The organism is Ferriphaselus amnicola (assembly GCF_000974685.2).
Taxonomy (GTDB): Bacteria; Pseudomonadota; Gammaproteobacteria; order Burkholderiales; family Gallionellaceae; genus Ferriphaselus; species Ferriphaselus amnicola.
The window spans coordinates 152,882-169,361 of sequence record NZ_AP018738.1 but is presented as its reverse complement, the minus strand read 5'-3'; the positions used below and the strand labels follow the sequence as shown (position 1 = coordinate 169,361).

General features: G+C 51.3%; 12 protein-coding genes and 1 tRNA gene. 6 read left to right on the top strand and 7 right to left on the bottom strand.

Annotated features, from left to right (window positions below):
- Window positions 1-286: 286 nt before the first annotated feature.
- The 5 genes from OYT1_RS00805 to OYT1_RS00780 form a co-directional block, all read right to left on the bottom strand.
- A complete protein-coding gene (locus OYT1_RS00805) occupies window positions 287-895 on the bottom strand; it encodes a response regulator transcription factor (RefSeq protein WP_062625793.1) in 609 nt (202 codons plus the stop codon).
- Window positions 870-2,132 (bottom strand): sensor histidine kinase, encoded by a 1,263-nt coding sequence (locus OYT1_RS00800; RefSeq protein ID WP_062625794.1) that lies wholly within the window; start codon window positions 2,130-2,132, stop codon window positions 870-872. Before OYT1_RS00800 ends, OYT1_RS00805 begins: the two co-directional genes overlap by 26 nt.
- Window positions 2,116-5,274 carry an EAL domain-containing protein gene (locus OYT1_RS00795; RefSeq protein ID WP_172588489.1) on the bottom strand — a complete coding sequence of 1,053 codons (3,159 nt, stop codon included), beginning with the start codon at window positions 5,272-5,274 and terminating at the stop codon, window positions 2,116-2,118. The genes OYT1_RS00800 and OYT1_RS00795 overlap by 17 nt, the downstream gene beginning before the upstream one ends.
- Before the next feature lie 4 nt (window positions 5,275-5,278).
- A complete protein-coding gene (locus OYT1_RS00790) occupies window positions 5,279-6,304 on the bottom strand; it encodes an ABC transporter substrate-binding protein (RefSeq protein WP_062625796.1) in 1,026 nt (341 codons plus the stop codon).
- Between the two features lie 1,439 nt (window positions 6,305-7,743).
- Window positions 7,744-8,616, bottom strand: coding sequence for a helix-turn-helix domain-containing protein (locus OYT1_RS00780; protein WP_062625798.1), 873 nt, complete (start codon window positions 8,614-8,616; stop codon window positions 7,744-7,746).
- Between the two features lie 835 nt (window positions 8,617-9,451).
- Between OYT1_RS00780 and OYT1_RS14005 the strand changes: the two genes are divergently transcribed.
- Together OYT1_RS14005 and OYT1_RS00770 are read left to right on the top strand one after the other, a co-directional pair.
- On the top strand, window positions 9,452-9,811 hold the full coding sequence (locus tag OYT1_RS14005; protein ID WP_331838576.1) for a helix-turn-helix domain-containing protein: 360 nt from the start codon (window positions 9,452-9,454) through the stop codon (window positions 9,809-9,811).
- Window positions 9,712-10,704, top strand: coding sequence for a tyrosine-type recombinase/integrase (locus OYT1_RS00770; RefSeq protein ID WP_331838575.1), 993 nt, complete (start codon window positions 9,712-9,714; stop codon window positions 10,702-10,704). Before OYT1_RS14005 ends, OYT1_RS00770 begins: the two co-directional genes overlap by 100 nt.
- A gap of 33 nt (window positions 10,705-10,737) precedes the next feature.
- On the opposite strand, the gene OYT1_RS00765 is transcribed toward OYT1_RS00770, so the two are convergent.
- Both OYT1_RS00765 and polA read right to left on the bottom strand, forming a co-directional pair.
- Window positions 10,738-10,814 (bottom strand) — tRNA-Met (locus tag OYT1_RS00765).
- A gap of 70 nt (window positions 10,815-10,884) precedes the next feature.
- Entirely contained in the window at window positions 10,885-13,605 is a 2,721-nt protein-coding gene (polA, locus tag OYT1_RS00760) for a DNA polymerase I (protein WP_062625800.1), read from the bottom strand.
- Window positions 13,606-13,626: 21 nt separating this feature from the next.
- Between polA and OYT1_RS00755 the strand changes: the two genes are divergently transcribed.
- The 4 genes from OYT1_RS00755 to OYT1_RS00740 are packed head-to-tail and all read left to right on the top strand — an operon-like array spanning window position 13,627 to window position 16,420.
- Complete coding sequence (locus OYT1_RS00755) at window positions 13,627-14,343, top strand: LOG family protein (RefSeq protein WP_062625801.1); 717 nt, start codon at window positions 13,627-13,629, stop codon at window positions 14,341-14,343.
- 43 nt (window positions 14,344-14,386) lie between these two features.
- Window positions 14,387-14,728, top strand: a complete 342-nt coding sequence (locus OYT1_RS00750; protein WP_062625802.1) for a DUF2782 domain-containing protein — start codon at window positions 14,387-14,389, stop codon at window positions 14,726-14,728.
- Window positions 14,729-14,730: 2 nt separating this feature from the next.
- Window positions 14,731-15,678, top strand: a complete 948-nt coding sequence (locus OYT1_RS00745) for a homoserine kinase (RefSeq protein ID WP_062625803.1) — start codon at window positions 14,731-14,733, stop codon at window positions 15,676-15,678.
- A gap of 7 nt (window positions 15,679-15,685) precedes the next feature.
- Window positions 15,686-16,420, top strand: a complete 735-nt coding sequence (locus tag OYT1_RS00740; protein WP_062625804.1) for a BPSS1780 family membrane protein — start codon at window positions 15,686-15,688, stop codon at window positions 16,418-16,420.
- Window positions 16,421-16,480 lie beyond the last annotated feature (60 nt).

Here is a 16,480-nt window from a genome sequence, read left to right as displayed (position 1 = left end):
ATAAAATCAGGAGATTTTTTCTTTTCTCGATTGAACCAGACAGGCACGGGGGGGGGGAATACGTGCAAGCACGTAGATAAGAAACATCAAAATAGACTAAGCGACCTAAGTTTTGTGGCCATGAAGCCCGCCAATCTAGCTATCCAACACACACTTATCACCAGCCGGACACACAGCGATAGCATGAACAGTATTTGCCACTTAAATCTGTCGGACTTTTTAATTGATAGTAAGGGCAGCCCACTGGGATAAAACCTGCTCGCAGGTGTATTCCAATGCTCTGAACTCAGGTCAGGGTAATACCAAGTCTGGAGATGGTCCTTAATAAATCGCTCAAGCTAGCAGTATCCAGCTTCGCAAAAATATGTGACCGATGAAGCTCTATGGTTCGATGACTCACTCCCAATTGCGCGCCCATGTCTTTGCAGGACAAACCAGCAATGGAGAGTTTAAGTACCTCAACCTCCCTGTCGGTCAAGTCGCTCAACTTGGCATCAAACAATTTCCGTGCAAGTTGACGCTCTAAATCGATCTCGTGTTTTTGGATGACCTGTTCAATACGACAGACCAACTGCTCACCACTGACCGGCTTGATAAAAAATTCCTCAGCGCCATTTTGCATAGCACTTACTACACGAGGAACATCTGCAAATGCGGTTAAAAAAATAATCGGCAAATCGCTGCAACGCTCAATCAGGGCTCGCTGAACCTGCAACCCGCTGAGTCCCGGCATTCGCATGTCGAGTAAAATGACCCCTTGCCCAGTAGGATTCCGATCCAATAACGCTTCACCGCAGTCGAATGCTTCAACCGCATACCCGGAAATTTTCAGCAAAGTAACCAAGCCCCGCCTAACCGACGCATCGTCATCAACAATGTAAATTGTATGTGCCATGATGTTTCGCGTTCATTGATTCTGAATATTTAGGGAGGGTAAAGTGAAAGGCGGTTTGCTCGCCAACTCGCTCGTACCAAAGCCGCCCACTCCAACTCTCAATCAATACACGACTAATGGCGAGTCCCATACCGCCGCCGCGTTCCTTGGTCGTAAAGAAAGGATCAAACATCTTGTCCACAACACGCTGCAAAATCTCCGGCCCATCATTTAATACCGTGATTACGACAGTTTCTTGCTTAGATGTCACTCTGATTACAATATTACTGGATACGGAACCATTTCCGGCTGACTCCAACGCTTGATAGGCGTTGACCAGTAAATTCCTGAGCACTTTATCAAGTAGCAAACGGTTAGCTACAACCTCCACTTTACAACTCATCCCATCAACTTCAATGCCAGAAAGTACGCCTACTTGTTCCTTCTTAAACTTACGCAAGATTTCATGGATGGTGTCAACGATTTCAAACGACTGATCGGCTGTAGCGTGGTGATGCATACTGGCCATCAGATCGCGCAGAATGTCACCTGCACGTTTGATTTCGGCAATGTTGCTTTTCAGCACTTGATTGAGTTTTTCTCGATTAAGGTCTTCTGACTTGCTCAGCCGCAAAGCCGCCTCACTATAGCTTCCAGATGCATTGAGCGGCTGATTCAACTCGTGTGCCAGTGCAAGCATCGTTTGGGCAATAACTTGTTGCTCAATCAAGTTTTCAGATTGCTGATTAAGTCTTTTGACCTCTGCCTCTACCTGTTTAAGTTGCGAGATATTTTCGATCACTGAAATGAAAAAATCCGGTGAGCCGTCGGGCTTACGGCACAGCGAAACAGTAAGCCGAATCCAAACGATATCGCCCGACTTATGGAAATAGCGTTTTTCCATGGAGTAATTGACAATCGTGCCCGCAAGTAGTTGCTCCACATTGGCCAAATCCTGCCCAAGATCATCGGGGTGCGTGATGTCCTGAAAGGTGAGCTTCATCAGTTCATCGTGACTATAGCCCACGATTTGGCAGACTGCGCTGTTGACTCTGACCCATGTACCATCTAGGGCGACGTGTGCAATTCCTACCGCAGCCAGCTCAAAGCTAGACTGAAAGAATGGCACAGCATCTTTGATAAAAATCGATTTAACCCGGCGAGCAACTGCAAGACGAAGACGGGTTAAATCGATCAGTGGATTTTGTTTGTTTGACATGCCTTTCGTCATTTCTGATAACTCATTTGGCAGCTTCATGACCTCCAGCCTCAGTGCTTTTTGATACCTCTGCGGGCCGATTGGATGTTTCAGCCTCGGTTTGCAATACTGCTAGCAGTCCAATGATTTGGTCTTTCAGCTGCAACAGCTGTTCGCTAGCCTGCCGCGCTTCCGCTGCTTTCCCGCCCAGGTACAAACTGACGATCTCGCGCCCGAGTTGATGTACTTTGACGTGTGGAGCCTCGATATTTTTGAACGCAGCCAAGTGACCATAGCGCAAACCACCAATGTCGTAATACCAGCCACCGAAGCGGCAGCGATGATGGTCGGTCAACTCTGCTTCGGTCAGATGCAGCGACTCTCCGTCCAGCAACGCGATAACCTGGCGTACCCAGCGCAGATGATCGTTTTGCGCAACCAACAAGGGAAAGTCAGATTTTCGCCAGTGGGCTTTGCCCCACTGCAACCAAGTAGAATTGGCTCTGTAGTGTTTCAGCCAGTCACCAACAGTCTCAGCAGGCATGGGCTTCGCGATACCATAACCTTGCGCCAGATCGCACCCCAAACTGAGTAGTGCAGTGCCATGCAATTCCGTTTCGACGCCCTCAGCAATCGTGCTGCGATGAAATACTTGTGCCAGCGAAATCGAACCTTCGATAATGGCGGCATCGTTGGGATCTTCCAGCATGGCGCGCACGAACGTCTGGTCAAGCTTGAGTGTATCGGCGGGCAAATGGCGTAGATAAGTCAGCGATGAATAGCCTGTGCCAAAGTCGTCAATGGAGAAAGATACGCCGATTTTCTTGCAGTTAGTCATAATTTGACTCACCAGCTCTAGATTCTCCAGCGAAGCAGTTTCCAGAATTTCAATTTCCAGATAGCTGGGCGGAACCATAGGATGTCGCGATAGTGCTTGACGCAAACGCTCAGCGAAGTCGGCACGCATCAAATGACGGCCATTAATGTTGACGCTGACTTTCTGTAATTCCAGTCCGGCTTGCAGCCAGTGTTCGATTTCAAACAAAGCCTCTTCAATCACCCATTCACCAACACCGAAAATCAAATCGGTATGTTCAATCTGCGGCAGGAATTCAATCGGTGAGAGCAAACCACGCTCTGGATGTTGCCAGCGAATCAACGCTTCAAAACCAACCACATCACCCGTACGCATGTTGACCTTAGGTTGATAGTGCAGCCGGAATTCACGCTCATGCAATGCCAGTCGTAATCGCGCCAGAATCTTTTGCTGACTCTGCACGATTTGGTCAGTGGCTGAATCAAAGAAGTGCAGGCAATTCCGCCCCATCTGCTTGGCTTGATACATCGCCTGATCAGCCTGCCGCAGCAGCAAATCCGAGTCCAGATCATGACTGCCGACTTCGGCTACCGCACCCAGACTCGCGGTAATTTCCAAGGTATGTCCGTTAATCTGATAAGGCAAAGCTAACTGGCTAACGATACGTTCCAATGCTCTCTTAGCTTCCGGCAAATCACCCGCAGAACTGAGTATCAGCACAAACTCATCTCCGCCAATACGAGCAACGGTATCTTCGCCTCGCAGCGCCGACTCAATGCGCCTGGATACCTCAATCAGTAATTGGTCCCCCATTTCGTGTCCGAAATTGTCATTGATCGGTTTGAAATGATCCAGATCAAGGAAGCACACCACCAGCAACTTCTGGTTGCGATAAGAAAACGCAACGGCTTGTTTCAAACGGTCAGTCAGTAAAGCGCGGTTGGGCAAGCCAGTCAAAATATCGTGCCCCGCCATCCAGTGCTCCTTTAGTACCTGCTGGTGCTTTTCAGTAACATCATGGAACACCATCACACAGCCGATCAACTCACCATTAGGCAGAAATATCGGCGCTGCTGAATCTTGGATGTTGTACTCGCTCCCATTGCGCGATAGCAGAATAGAATGATTTGCCAGCTCGACTATGCGCCTCTCCCGCAACACGGTATGAACCGGATTGATAACGCGCATCCGTGAACTTTCATTGATGATGTGCAACACCGTGTCGAGCAGCAAGCCACGCGCTTCGTCAATGCTAATACCGGACAATTGTTCAGCGACAGGATTCATGAAAGTAACTTTGCCCTGTTCGTTGGTGGTGACCACAGCATCCCCGATGCAGGCAAGCGTTACTTCAGCGCGCTCTCTCTCGATCATCAGCAAATCGGCCGCATTGTGCATGTCGATTTTCTGGGATTCAATCTTGCGCATCAGGTCAGCAACAGCCTGACTGACCTCAGCCACCTCATCATTACCCTGTGCTGCTGAACCCAACAAGGCTTCCACTTCTGGCGTAAACGCCGTGTCGTGAGCAAATAAGGTGACAGCCTCCCCTTTGGCTTGAATACGCTTGGCAATACCGGTCAGCCAGCGTCCGAAATAAAACCAGGCCAGCAAAGTTGAGAGCACTGCTACGACAAGCAGCTCTACTAAACTTCGAGAGAAGTTGATGGGAGACTTTTCGACAAAATCGACACCCAGCATGGGCGACGCATTGTCATGATCGTCCCACGGAATACTTACGCTGTAATCCTGTAAGGATGGACTGGATTCTCCCAGTGCTGTTGGGCCAGCAGAGCTAGCAACCACTTTATCTTGCCAGACGAGGCGCAATCCAACATCAGGAAAGGTGTTGTGGAACAGCACGGCATTGTCGAGCAAAGAGAAAAAACAAGCTGTCCCCATACCTTCGTCAGCACCCAACCAGACCGGTTGAAGGTAGAGGTGGTAAAGGCGTTGGTTATGAGCATCGAAATACCAGCGCGAGGCCGAGTCTTTGGGGATCGATGGCATGTCTGCATCAACACCATAACTGGCAATCAATTTGTGGTCGGCGCTGTAGATTTGGACAATCTGGAAGGCTGTCGAGCCACCTAGAGACGTAAAATGGGCATTCAACCGGACTTGTCGGCTGCTGGGATTATCAAGCAAATGCTCGTTTTCAAAATGGACTTTATTACGCTGTGCGATCTTTTCCTTGTTGTCTTCCAATTGATCAATACGCACACGCAAATACTCCAGCGCATCCTGTTTTTTCGATAACAGCAAATGCCGATTGAAATCTGCGTAAAGAAATCCAACCGTGAGCGCTAGGGCAAGCGACACCAGTAACCAAAGTACGGCCAAGCGCCTTAGCGTACGTGACACAATGCCTTTGCGAATATTCATCGATTCAGTCCTTACGGCCTGCCCAGCGATCATCGACCGTCTCCCGGAGCAAACGCTCCGAGGCCGTCAGATCACCACTGGATGCTGAAAAGAACTGTGCAGTTTGCTGAAGTTGCGCATCGGAGAAGCGTCCGTCTCGGCTATAGAGTCGAGGATATTGCTTAAGGGCGGCCAGTAGTGCTGCTTTTTCAGATGCGTCTGAAATTTGCAGAGTTTCGACGATTTTCTCAGGCGGATTGGTAGCCATCCAGCGCAACGTGCGTTGCAGAATCGCCACCATGGTGGCGACCTTTTCGGGTGTCTGGCTGATAACATCAGCATGTGTGTTCAGTGTCGCATGCAGAAAGCTGGCACCAGGAATATTTTTCGTGGTGCGACCATCAGCTAAATTAGCCAGCGCGAAAACCTGCCCAGAACTTTGCAGTCGCGAGGCAAAGGGCTCGTCACCCATTAGCGCATCAGCCTGTTTGCTCAGCATCAGGGAGGATTGCGTATCCCAACTTTGACCAGCAGCAATGATGCGCACGTCATTCGTACCGACACCATTCGACTTGAGCATAATTTCGAGCAATTGCTGCGAAGTAGTTTTGCTGCCCAAGGTGCTAGTATTGACACCAATCACGCGCCCTTTGAGGTCACGAATAGTTTTGACTTTCCGGTTCAAGTCGCTGCGTACCATGAGGATGAACAACGGCAAATCATTGACTGCCGCCAGCGCCACAACCTTCCGCTGGTGTTGGCGTTGCGACAGGACGGCAGGCAGTCCCGCAACGGCAAAATCGCTATTGCGTCCCAACAGCTCCTCCAGCGCAATAGCGCCCCCAGTGGCATAAATCAGACGGACATCGGCATTTTCAGCACGATCTGCTCCGATCTTATGGATCAGTTCGATGGGGAGATACGAGATATTGCCAGGTCCTGGCACGCTGACAACCAAACTCAACGGAGCCGCCTGACTGCCTGAAAGGTACGAAAACCAAGCTAACCCCGCCACGCACCAAGCTATTTTGCGAAGAAGATCAACCTGCATTTCCACCTCCTGATAATTGCGCGCTGCCTTCAGAAACCTCGACTCTCTACGAGCCAGATTCTACACCTGCTGCAAATCGAGGCTCATAACCGAATGTTTTGTCATTTTGACTTTGCGACTCCAAATGTATTGCGCAATTAACCTTTAGAAATAAGTGTAAAAACGGTCTTTATGCCATTACTCAAGAATCGCGTCGATATGAGCCTCACGCTTTACCCACTCCCGAGCTTCCTCTAGGGTTGCGCAGAGCTTACGCCTTAAAATCGATCCTTCTATCGCTTTCAGAATGTTAATAATATTCTGATTGTCAGTAACCGATGCTAGAACAATGCGCGGATTACTGTAGGACGCGCCATTCCAATACGCAGCATGTATCACAATTTGTGATGGAGTAACGTCATAATTGTCAACCCGAGAGTATTCACTAACACCGAACCGAATGTTGTCAAATTGACTACTGGTGTGAATCTCATTCATTGCCGACATGATGTCATCGGAAGTAACCGTTCCGTAGTACCGTATAAGGAAACCCTTAGACTCCCAGCTCAGTTTATATCCCAAATCGTCCCCCTGTGGTCGTTGCGATTCTGACTTGCCAACTTATGGATGCCCATAGTTTTCTCGCCGAAGGATAGCAATAGATTGCATTGCATGTCCACATATCCTCTGCCTTGCCAAAGATATGTCCGTTCCAGCGGTCAAGTCAGCACCAACTACCGAAGAAGTTCCTGCACTTCTATGGAAAAGCCGAAGTTAGATTCTTTAACCCTGCCACAAGCGGTCGATAGCCTATCTTCATATTTCATGCACGAGCATTTCTCGTAACACATAGAGGCATGTGAAATGCTGAAGATTGAACTGATGCCAATTGTGCGGGTGCAGGGTCGCAAAGCCCTGCCCTGCCGGAGGCGGTTTGTCGGGTGCCTACTGCCCAAGGGCAGTAGGGCGAAGGCGACGAGCCGAAGCTCCCAAAGCGCAAGCGGAGGGGCTGGGGGAGCCATTCAATATGAGCGTGCCCCAGCACGATCAAGGGCGCCCCAGCGACCGGTATTGAATGGGGGCGAAGCCCCGCGACCGACGTCCGCAAGGATGCCCTTTAGGGCACCTCACCTTCAAGGTGAGGCGGAGGGTCAAGAGGAGCAGGCTTGCCGAAGCCTCTTGACCCTCCGCCTCACGGTACGTGAAAGGAGGTCGCGCTATGCTTCATCGCGTGGATCGGCGTCCAGCCGATCAACACTGACAGAGCCCGACCCTAGTCGGGTTTGCATAGCAAATCAGTGTGTTAGCGAAAACATGCTTTTGAATCTCTCCCGACGACAAATGTCGGGACGGTGAATCAGCTATGACGACACCAAAGAAGGCACAAATGCAGGGAGATATGACGGTGGATAAGACTCCAACCCGTCATATCCCCTGTTACATCCACCGCCATATCAATCTCAGTGATCGTACTCAGGCAAATACGACCACATGAGTTCGTGCACTGGCTTTTTCCCTACACTCACAGGTTCAATTTGAACCGAAGTTGGTGAAGGGAGTGACTCAATGGCTGCCACCCAAAAGCGTTTCGGGCGCTCATCCTGCTGAGCATAGTAATGATCGTTGTCCATCACTTGGGGAGCTTTAGAGCACTGCAACGCGCTTAGGAGCAATCGACCAAAACCAGACAATTGATGCCTTGGTACAAGATACAAAACTCGATCATACGCACCCCGTCTCTCCACTGCGTCGAGGTGATGTTGCACAATCATCGCCATCCTATCCTTGGCCTTCGGCGTCAGCTCAACTTCGATCGCCCAGGTTTCATCCGGATAGAGCTTGAGGTCAGATCCGGCCTTCAACAATAAATCCGGTCGATGTTTCAATGGCGGATTCATCCCCCGAATTGCCGGCTCGTTCAGCACAACATGCTTATCGCTCATCCGCTGAAGAATAATCCGAATTTGCTGTGTCTCTAGGTAATGAGCCGCAAATTCCGATTTGCACTTCCCTGCCTCGAATGTCCGGGGATTTGTCACAGCACAAGCGGCCTTAATCCCTGCTGCTGAAATTCCGAAGAGATGCGTCTGCCGACCTGCGAGCATCACGACATCCTTAACCAGCATCCCTTGACCTAGTAATCGGCTAAGTTGCCGACGCGCGACTGATTCACTGATGTCGAGCAGATCCATGACGTTAGAGATGTTAGTGAATCTCTCGTGATCAGCCAGAAACTCCAGGATGAGTTGCGATTTCTCATTTGCCCGCTCAATCCGCGTCGCCCAGCTCAACCAGGGCAGATTTGTCCCGGGCAATTTATATTCCTCATACATTGCGACCTCCGATGGAGGAATGAACATGACTAAGTTTGACTCTTATCGAGTCTAGGATGTGATGCAGAGTGTTCATATTGAACCTTTCGATCAAATCTGTCCGTCGAAAGGTGGGCTAGCAGGACCAATATATCCCTTGGAGTAATTTTTATCAACCCATTGTTTATTATTATATGTTTTTCATTTCTTACAAGAATAGAACCCCCTGAGTTCAGCCTTCCACAGGGAGAGTGCTAGCCCACCCGTTTGCCTTAAGGCGCACGATATGTCTCCGCATCACTTATGAAGATTATTGAGGAGCAGTTGAGTGGCTTGGTAAGCCACTAGGGATGTTTTGTTCTCCGTTTCACTATTTTTTCAAACCCAAGAAATGCCCCTTCGAATTCCAATCATGATTGCCAGTGTGAAATCGAATCATCCGACTATTTCTTCCTAAGCGATGCAATGCATTTCCTACGTATCCGACCCTTCGGAGCCTCTGTGCTTGCCTCGGGGTGGATGGGTGACTCGCGCTCACCCCCTCCTGACTTAAAGTCAGGTTGGTGGGTAGGGAAGAGCTTGCCATAAACAACACAACGATATGATTATATGAATAATAATCATTGATATAAAACAATTAAACGATTTTACTACGGTCATCTTCATGATTTTGTAGGTGCCAAAATGTCCCAATCAACTCCACTCATCAATTGCTTCGTACACACGAAGAAGCACACCTTCATGCAGCGAGTGCATCTCAGTGCGCAGCTCCCATCCGGCAGGACAAGGGGGAGGAAGTTACGGCCGGTGGCATCTCAAAGACACCACTTTCAAACCAAGTGAGCTGACACACCCTATGGCTTGCGCCCCTAATCCATTGCCTTTCACGACCTTCAATTTATGGGAGGCCGCAAATTATTTGAGGATGCATCCAGAAGAGTTGCGCCGTAGAGCAAAGCTTGGCGAAATTCCTGGAGCCAAAGTGGGCAAGTGCTGGGTATTTATTCTGCAAGACCTTGTCGAGCACATCCGTTCACTTTATCCTTCCAAGCGGCAGGAAGTGCGAGTGACGTCGAACCGAAAGGAATTAACATGTCACTCACAAAACGAGGAAGTATTTGGTGGATCATCTTCACCTCGCCGTCAGGCGACCGTATTAGATGTTCTTCTGGAACAACCGAAAAAGCCAAGGCTCAAGAACTCCATGACCAAATGAAAGCTGAAGCATGGCGAGTAATCAGACTGGGAGAAAAGCCGAGTTATACGTGGGATGAGGCGGGGGTAAAGTTTTTGCTGGAAACCCAACACAAGGCAAGTCATCGAGATGACAAAGCTAAGCTGGGGTGGCTACAGCAATTTCTTCGGAATAAACCTCTTCAAGAGATTGATCGTGAGTTGATTGCCAAAATTGCGCAGAGGAAGGTTGCGGAAGCATCTACCTCCACAGCGAATCGTTATTTGGCACTGATTCGAACTATCCTGAGAAAAGCCTGCCACGAATGGGAGTGGATCGACAAGGTACCGAAGATTCGAGCTTATCCTGAACCCAAACGTCGCATCAGATGGTTGCCTCCTGAACAGGTGGCTGTTTTGATGAAAGAGCTACCCGAACACCTAAGGGATGTTGTGGTGTTCTCATTATCAACAGGATTGCGGCAGGGGAATGTGCTGAAGTTAGAGTGGAGCCAAGTTGATTTGGATTTGAAGCTTGCCTGGATACATGCCGATCAGGCAAAAGCCAGAAAGGCGATTTCCGTTCCACTGAACTCGACTGCTATGGGGGCGTTGCTAAGACAAGCTGGAAAGCATCCGGTGAGAGTTTTCACCTATTGCGGCAAGCCTCTTGTGACAGCGAACTCCAGAGCGTGGCGAAAAGCCTTAGAGCGTTCCGGCATTACAGACTTTCGCTGGCACGATTTAAGGCACACTTGGGCTTCGTGGCTTGCGCAGAGCGGAGTACCAATGAATGTATTGCAAGAGTTGGGGGGATGGGCGTCTTACGAGATGGTTCGTAAGTATGCTCACCTGTCGCCGGCACAACTGGGGGTCCACGCCGAGAAGGTATCAGAGAGGTTTTCTGACACAATTTTGGCACAATCCACTAAATAAAAATGGCCTGCATCACTGCAAGCCATTGATTTTTGGTGGCGAATCCCCGATTCGAACGGGGGACCTGCGGATTATGATTCCGTCGCTCTAACCGGCTGAGCTAATTCGCCATTTTGGAGGCGGCGATTTTCCATACTTCACGTATGTTTGTCAATTCAAAATCACTGCAAAACCGATGAACTAATGCGCTGCCTCCCAGTTTTTTCCCATTCCGACGCTTACAGCCAAGGGAACTTGCAGATTTGCGACACCGCACATCAGCTCGGGAAGCATTTCGCTTACCTTGGCGAGCTCGTCGTCGGGAACTTCAAGGACGAGCTCATCGTGAACTTGCATGATCAGGCGTGTATGGCAGCGCTGTTCTTCCAGCCATCGCTGAACTGCGATCATCGCAAGTTTGATCAAGTCGGCTGCCGTACCCTGCATAGGCGCGTTGATGGCGGCACGCTCAGCGGCTTGGCGGCGCATTCCATTCGCCCCATTGATTTCGGGCAGCCAGAGGCGACGACCAAAGACGGTTTCGACATAACCCTGCTGTTTGGCTTGTATGCGAGTGCGCTGCATATAGTCCGCCACACCTGGATAGCGGGCAAAATATCGATCCATATATGCTTGAGCTGCTGAGCGTTCAATATTGAGCTGGCTGGCCAAGCCAAATGCTGACATGCCGTAGATCAAGCCAAAGTTGATGACTTTAGCGTAACGACGTTGTTCGTTGCTTACGAGCTCAGGAGAAACACCGAAGACTTCTGCGGCGGTAGCGCGGTGGATATCCTGCCCTTGCGAGAACGCTTCCAACAGGCCCGAGTCGCCGGAGAGGTGGGCCATGATACGCAGTTCGATTTGTGAGTAGTCGGCGGAAATAATATGGCTGCCGGGTGACGCTATGAATGCCTCACGAATACGACGCCCTTCCGCCGTGCGCACAGGGATATTTTGTAGATTTGGATCGCTAGAAGCGAGTCGCCCCGTAACAGCGACGGCCTGAGAATAGCTGGTGTGCACCCGCCCGGTACGGGGATTCACCATTTGCGGCAGTTTGTCTGTATAGGTGGATTTAAGTTTAGCTAGGCTGCGATACTCCAGCAGGATCTTGGGCAATGGATAATCCAAGGCCAACTCCTGTAGCACTTCCTCGTCGGTGGAGGGTGTGCCGCTAGGTGTCTTTTTCTTGACGGGCAACTTGAGCTTATCGAACAGGATCTCCTGAATTTGCTTGGGCGAATTGAGGTTAAATGGCTGGCCAGCGGCCTCATATGCCTGAGATTCTAGGGCGAGCAATTTCTCGCCAAGCTCGCGACTCTGAACATTCAGCAACCTTGCATCCAACAACACACCATTCCTCTCCATGACATACAATACCTCCCGACTAGGCAGCTCGATCTCACGATAGATGTGAGCAAGCCCGCCCTCTAGTTGAGGGGAGAGTACGTGATGCAACTGCAAGGTAATGTCAGCATCCTCAGCCGCATATCGCGTAGCCGTTTCGAGATCGACCTGATTGAAGCCTATCTGCTTCGCCCCTTTTCCAGCCACTTCGGCATAGCTGATGGTCTTGACGCCTAAGTGGCGCAGAGCCAGATCGTCCATGTTATGTGGTTTGTGACTTTCCAAAACATACGACTCCAGCAAGGTATCTTCTGCAACTCCTGCGAGCGCGATTCCGTGGTTGGCAAAAATATGCTGATCGTACTTAAGGTTCTGCCCCACTTTTTTGTGACTTGGGTTTTCTAGCCAAGGCTTAAGTGTTGAAAGCGCCAAGTCAAAATCAAGTTGATCGGGTGCGCCGGGGTAAGTGTGGGCGAGCGGAAGATAGGCTGCATGGTGGGGCTCTACGGCAAACGAGATGCCAACGAGCCGCGCGCTCATTGCATCGAGCCCCGTGGTTTCTGTATCGACCGACACCAGATCGGCTTGGGTTAGCTTAGCTAGCCAAGACTGTAACTGTTCCATGCTCAAGATGGCTTCGTAACACCCCGAGGAGGAAACGGGCGCTATAGCATTACTATCGTGTGGGCTTGCGGCTGGCGGCGTGACAGCAGCGCTAGTCAATGAAACGGATTCTATGTCACGCAACCAGCTCTTTAGGCCGAATCGCTCGAAGAATTCTTTGAGTTGTTGCGTATCTTGCTGAGGTGCAGCCAAGTCGTCAAAGTGGTTAGGCAGCGCCACATCGCACTTGACCGTAAGTAAGCGCTTAGCTTGCGGTAGCCACTCAAGCGCGTTACGTAGATTCTCGCCCACCACGCCGCTGATCTCGCCTGCATGTGTGGTGACTCCATCCAGCGTACCGTACTGAGTCAGCCACTTCACGGCCGTTTTGGGCCCACACTTACTCACCCCTGGCACGTTATCCACGGCATCGCCGGTGAGCGTCAAATAATCTACGATGCGCTCCGGCGGCACCCCGAATTTGGCCGTGACTCCGGCCTCGTCAAGGATCTCGTTAGTCATCGTGTTGACCAATCTGACTTGCGGATTGACCAGTTGCGCGAGATCCTTATCTCCCGTTGAGATCGTGCATTGCACACCCGCTTCTGCCGCCTGACTGGAAAGCGTACCGATCACATCATCAGCCTCGACTCCATCGATCATCAGAATATTCCAGCCTGAAGCGGCAACGACTTGAAGTAACGGTTCGATCTGGCTACGCAAATCGTCTGGCATCGGCGGGCGCTGCGCTTTGTACGCCGGATACCAATCATCGCGGAAGGTTTTACCCTTCGCATCGAACACGCAGGCGCTATAATCCGACGGGTAGTCAGCACGTAGGCGGCGTAACATGCTGAGTACACCGTAAATCGCCCCCGTTGGCTCGCCGCTTGGGCTGCGCAGATCGGGCATGGCGTGGAAAGCGCGGTACAGGTAAGAAGACCCGTCCACCAACAGCAGAGTTTTCATCTTTAGACCATAGGTTATGAAATGAGCGACCAGTCCAAACTGCCCGTATCCAAACTGTCAGACATGACCAGTTCAAAGGAGGCATGGCGTGTCTTTGGCATTATGTCAGAATTCGTCGCTGCCACTGAGCGACTCAGCGCGATCCAGCCTGCGGTCAGCATCTTCGGCAGTGCGCGCACCAAGCCTGACCACCCGTATTATCGAATCACCGAAGAAATTGCCCGACTGTTGTCGGATGCTGGATTTGCAGTGATTTCCGGTGGCGGCCCCGGAATCATGGAAGCAGCCAATAAAGGGGCCTTTTACGGACGCTCCCCCAGCGTAGGCTTGAATATCCAGCTACCGCACGAGCAGCACACCAACCCATATCAAAACGTCAGCCATACCTTCCAGCACTTCTTCTCACGCAAAGTGATGTTCGTGAAATTTGCCAGTGCCTATGTAGTCATGCCGGGTGGCTTTGGCACTTTGGATGAGCTGATGGAGGCGTTGACACTGGTTCAAACAGGCAAGACTCGTCGGATTCCTATTATCCTCGTCGGCAGCGGATTCTGGAGAGGCATGCTGGACTGGATTCGCAACACGCTCTTGACCGAGGGAATGATCCATTCCGACGATTTGGATCTAGTGCAACTGATCGATGAACCAGAGGCCGTAGTCAGTGCGATTTTCAAACACTACGAAACGCGCGGCTTCGAGCCTTCAGCCGCCGAGCGCGAAATGCAGCTCAACCTATAACGGCATCAGCTAAAATACGGCCAAAATCAACTTGGAACCCAACATGCGTCGCTTGACTCTCGTATTGCTCGCCCTCGGACTAAGTGCTTCGGCCTTGGCAGCCGACTCGCGCCCCGCCCCCGATTTAAAGCCCGTGCCGCCTCCCCCCGCGTTCAATGCTGATGAACAGCCTGCGGATGCAGAGCCCGAGGTAACCATCAAAAAAGATGAGGGTCAGGTGGTTGAGGAATATCGTGCTGGCGGTCGTTTGTACATGATTAAAATCACGCCAAAACACGGCAAGCCCTACTATTTGGTGGATGATCGCGGCGATGGCAAATTTGCCCGCCAGGAATCGCTCGATTCCGGCGTTCGCGCACCAAGTTGGACTATCCACCGCTTTTAGTCATGTCTGTATTTACCCGAGTCACCGAGGCGGAGCTGACCGCTTGGCTGAGCGATTATTCGCTCGGCCAATTGCTACAACTTCAAGGCATCGCCTCCGGCATCGAAAATACCAATTATTTCGTTACCACCACGAATGGTCGTTTCGTGCTGACGCTCTTCGAAAAGCTGACTCAGCATGAACTACCGTATTACCTGAACCTGATGGCGCACTTGGCTCGACACGGCATACCCTGCCCCGCCCCTGTAGCGAACCGCAGCGAGCAGTTTTTAGGAGTGCTCAATGGCAAGCCCGCCAGCATTGTCAGTCGCTTGTCGGGAAAATCGCTGATACAACCATCTTCCACACAGTGCGCAGCGATCGGCTCCATGCTGGGCGAGATGCATCTTGCTGGACAAAGTTTTGGGCTGAGCTTAGCCAACCCTCGTGGCGCAGCTTGGCGTGCGGAAACCGCGCAGCAGGTGGGCAAATTTCTGTCTGCGCCAGATGCAAAACTGCTTGCCAGTGAGATCGACTTCCACCGGTCACACGAATTGAGCGAACTGCCTCAGGGCGTCATTCACGCAGATCTCTTCCGCGACAACGTCTTATTTGATGAGAATCGCGTAGGCGGCCTGATCGACTTCTATTTTGCGTGCAACGACGCGCTACTGTACGACGTTGCGATCACCGTGAATGATTGGTGCATGGGTGGCGATGGGGCTCTAGACGAGGCTCGCACTCGCGCCTTACTCACGGCCTATCATGGCGTGCGCCCATTCACGGCTGACGAAGCCGAACTCTGGCCAGTTGCCTTAAGAGTGGCCGCCTTGCGATTCTGGATATCGAGACTGTTCGACCTGCATTTGCCACGACCGGGCGAGATGATCCACGCGCACGATCCAGAGCAATTCAAACGCATTCTGCAACAACACATCGCCAGCGCTGGCAACGCCATCTGGCTGGAGTAATTAAGACATGGACGCACGAAAAGTCGCCGCCTTGCACGGCTGGCAATGGATACGCGAAGGCTGGACTTTGTTTCAGAAAAGCCCTGTGCTGTGGGTAGTGCTGATCGTGGTCGGCCTGACGGGATTGATCGCATTATCCGCCGTGCCCGTCGTCGGTGAACCACTCGCCACCCTACTTTTTCCCGCATTGCTGGCGGGATATATGCAGGGCTGCCGCGCGTTAGAGCGTGGTGAAGAGCTAGAGCTATCTCACTTATTCGCTGGATTTCGGCATCACAGTCAGCAACTGGTCACGCTAGGCGGCGTGAATCTGGTCGGCCAGCTACTGATCTTCGGCGTAATGATGCTGACAGGCGGCGCCTCCCTAGTCAGCCTATTCATGAGCGGCAAGCCGGTCGATGATCCCGCCCTAATTGCTCAAGCTGTGGCAGGAGCCGGTTTTGCCATTGTGATCGGCATCGCACTGTTCACCATACTGCTGATGGCCAGTCAGTTCGCACCTATGCTAGTGACATTTGACCGATCCACGGCATTGCCCTCGCTCAAAGCCAGCTTGCATGCTTGTTTGAACAACATCCTTCCGTTGTCAGTGTATTGCTTGATGTTACTGCCCTTCGCACTGGCAGCCTCAATACCGGCAATGCTAGGCTGGCTAGTGCTGCTGCCCGTGATGGTCACGTCGATGTACGCCGCATACCGCGATTTGTTTGAGTCAGAAGCTAGCGTGACTCTTGTCGCTTAAGTGAAAGCAGCCGCTCCGAATCACGGTAGCGGCTGCTTTGTTTGAACTTCCTTTGGGGCT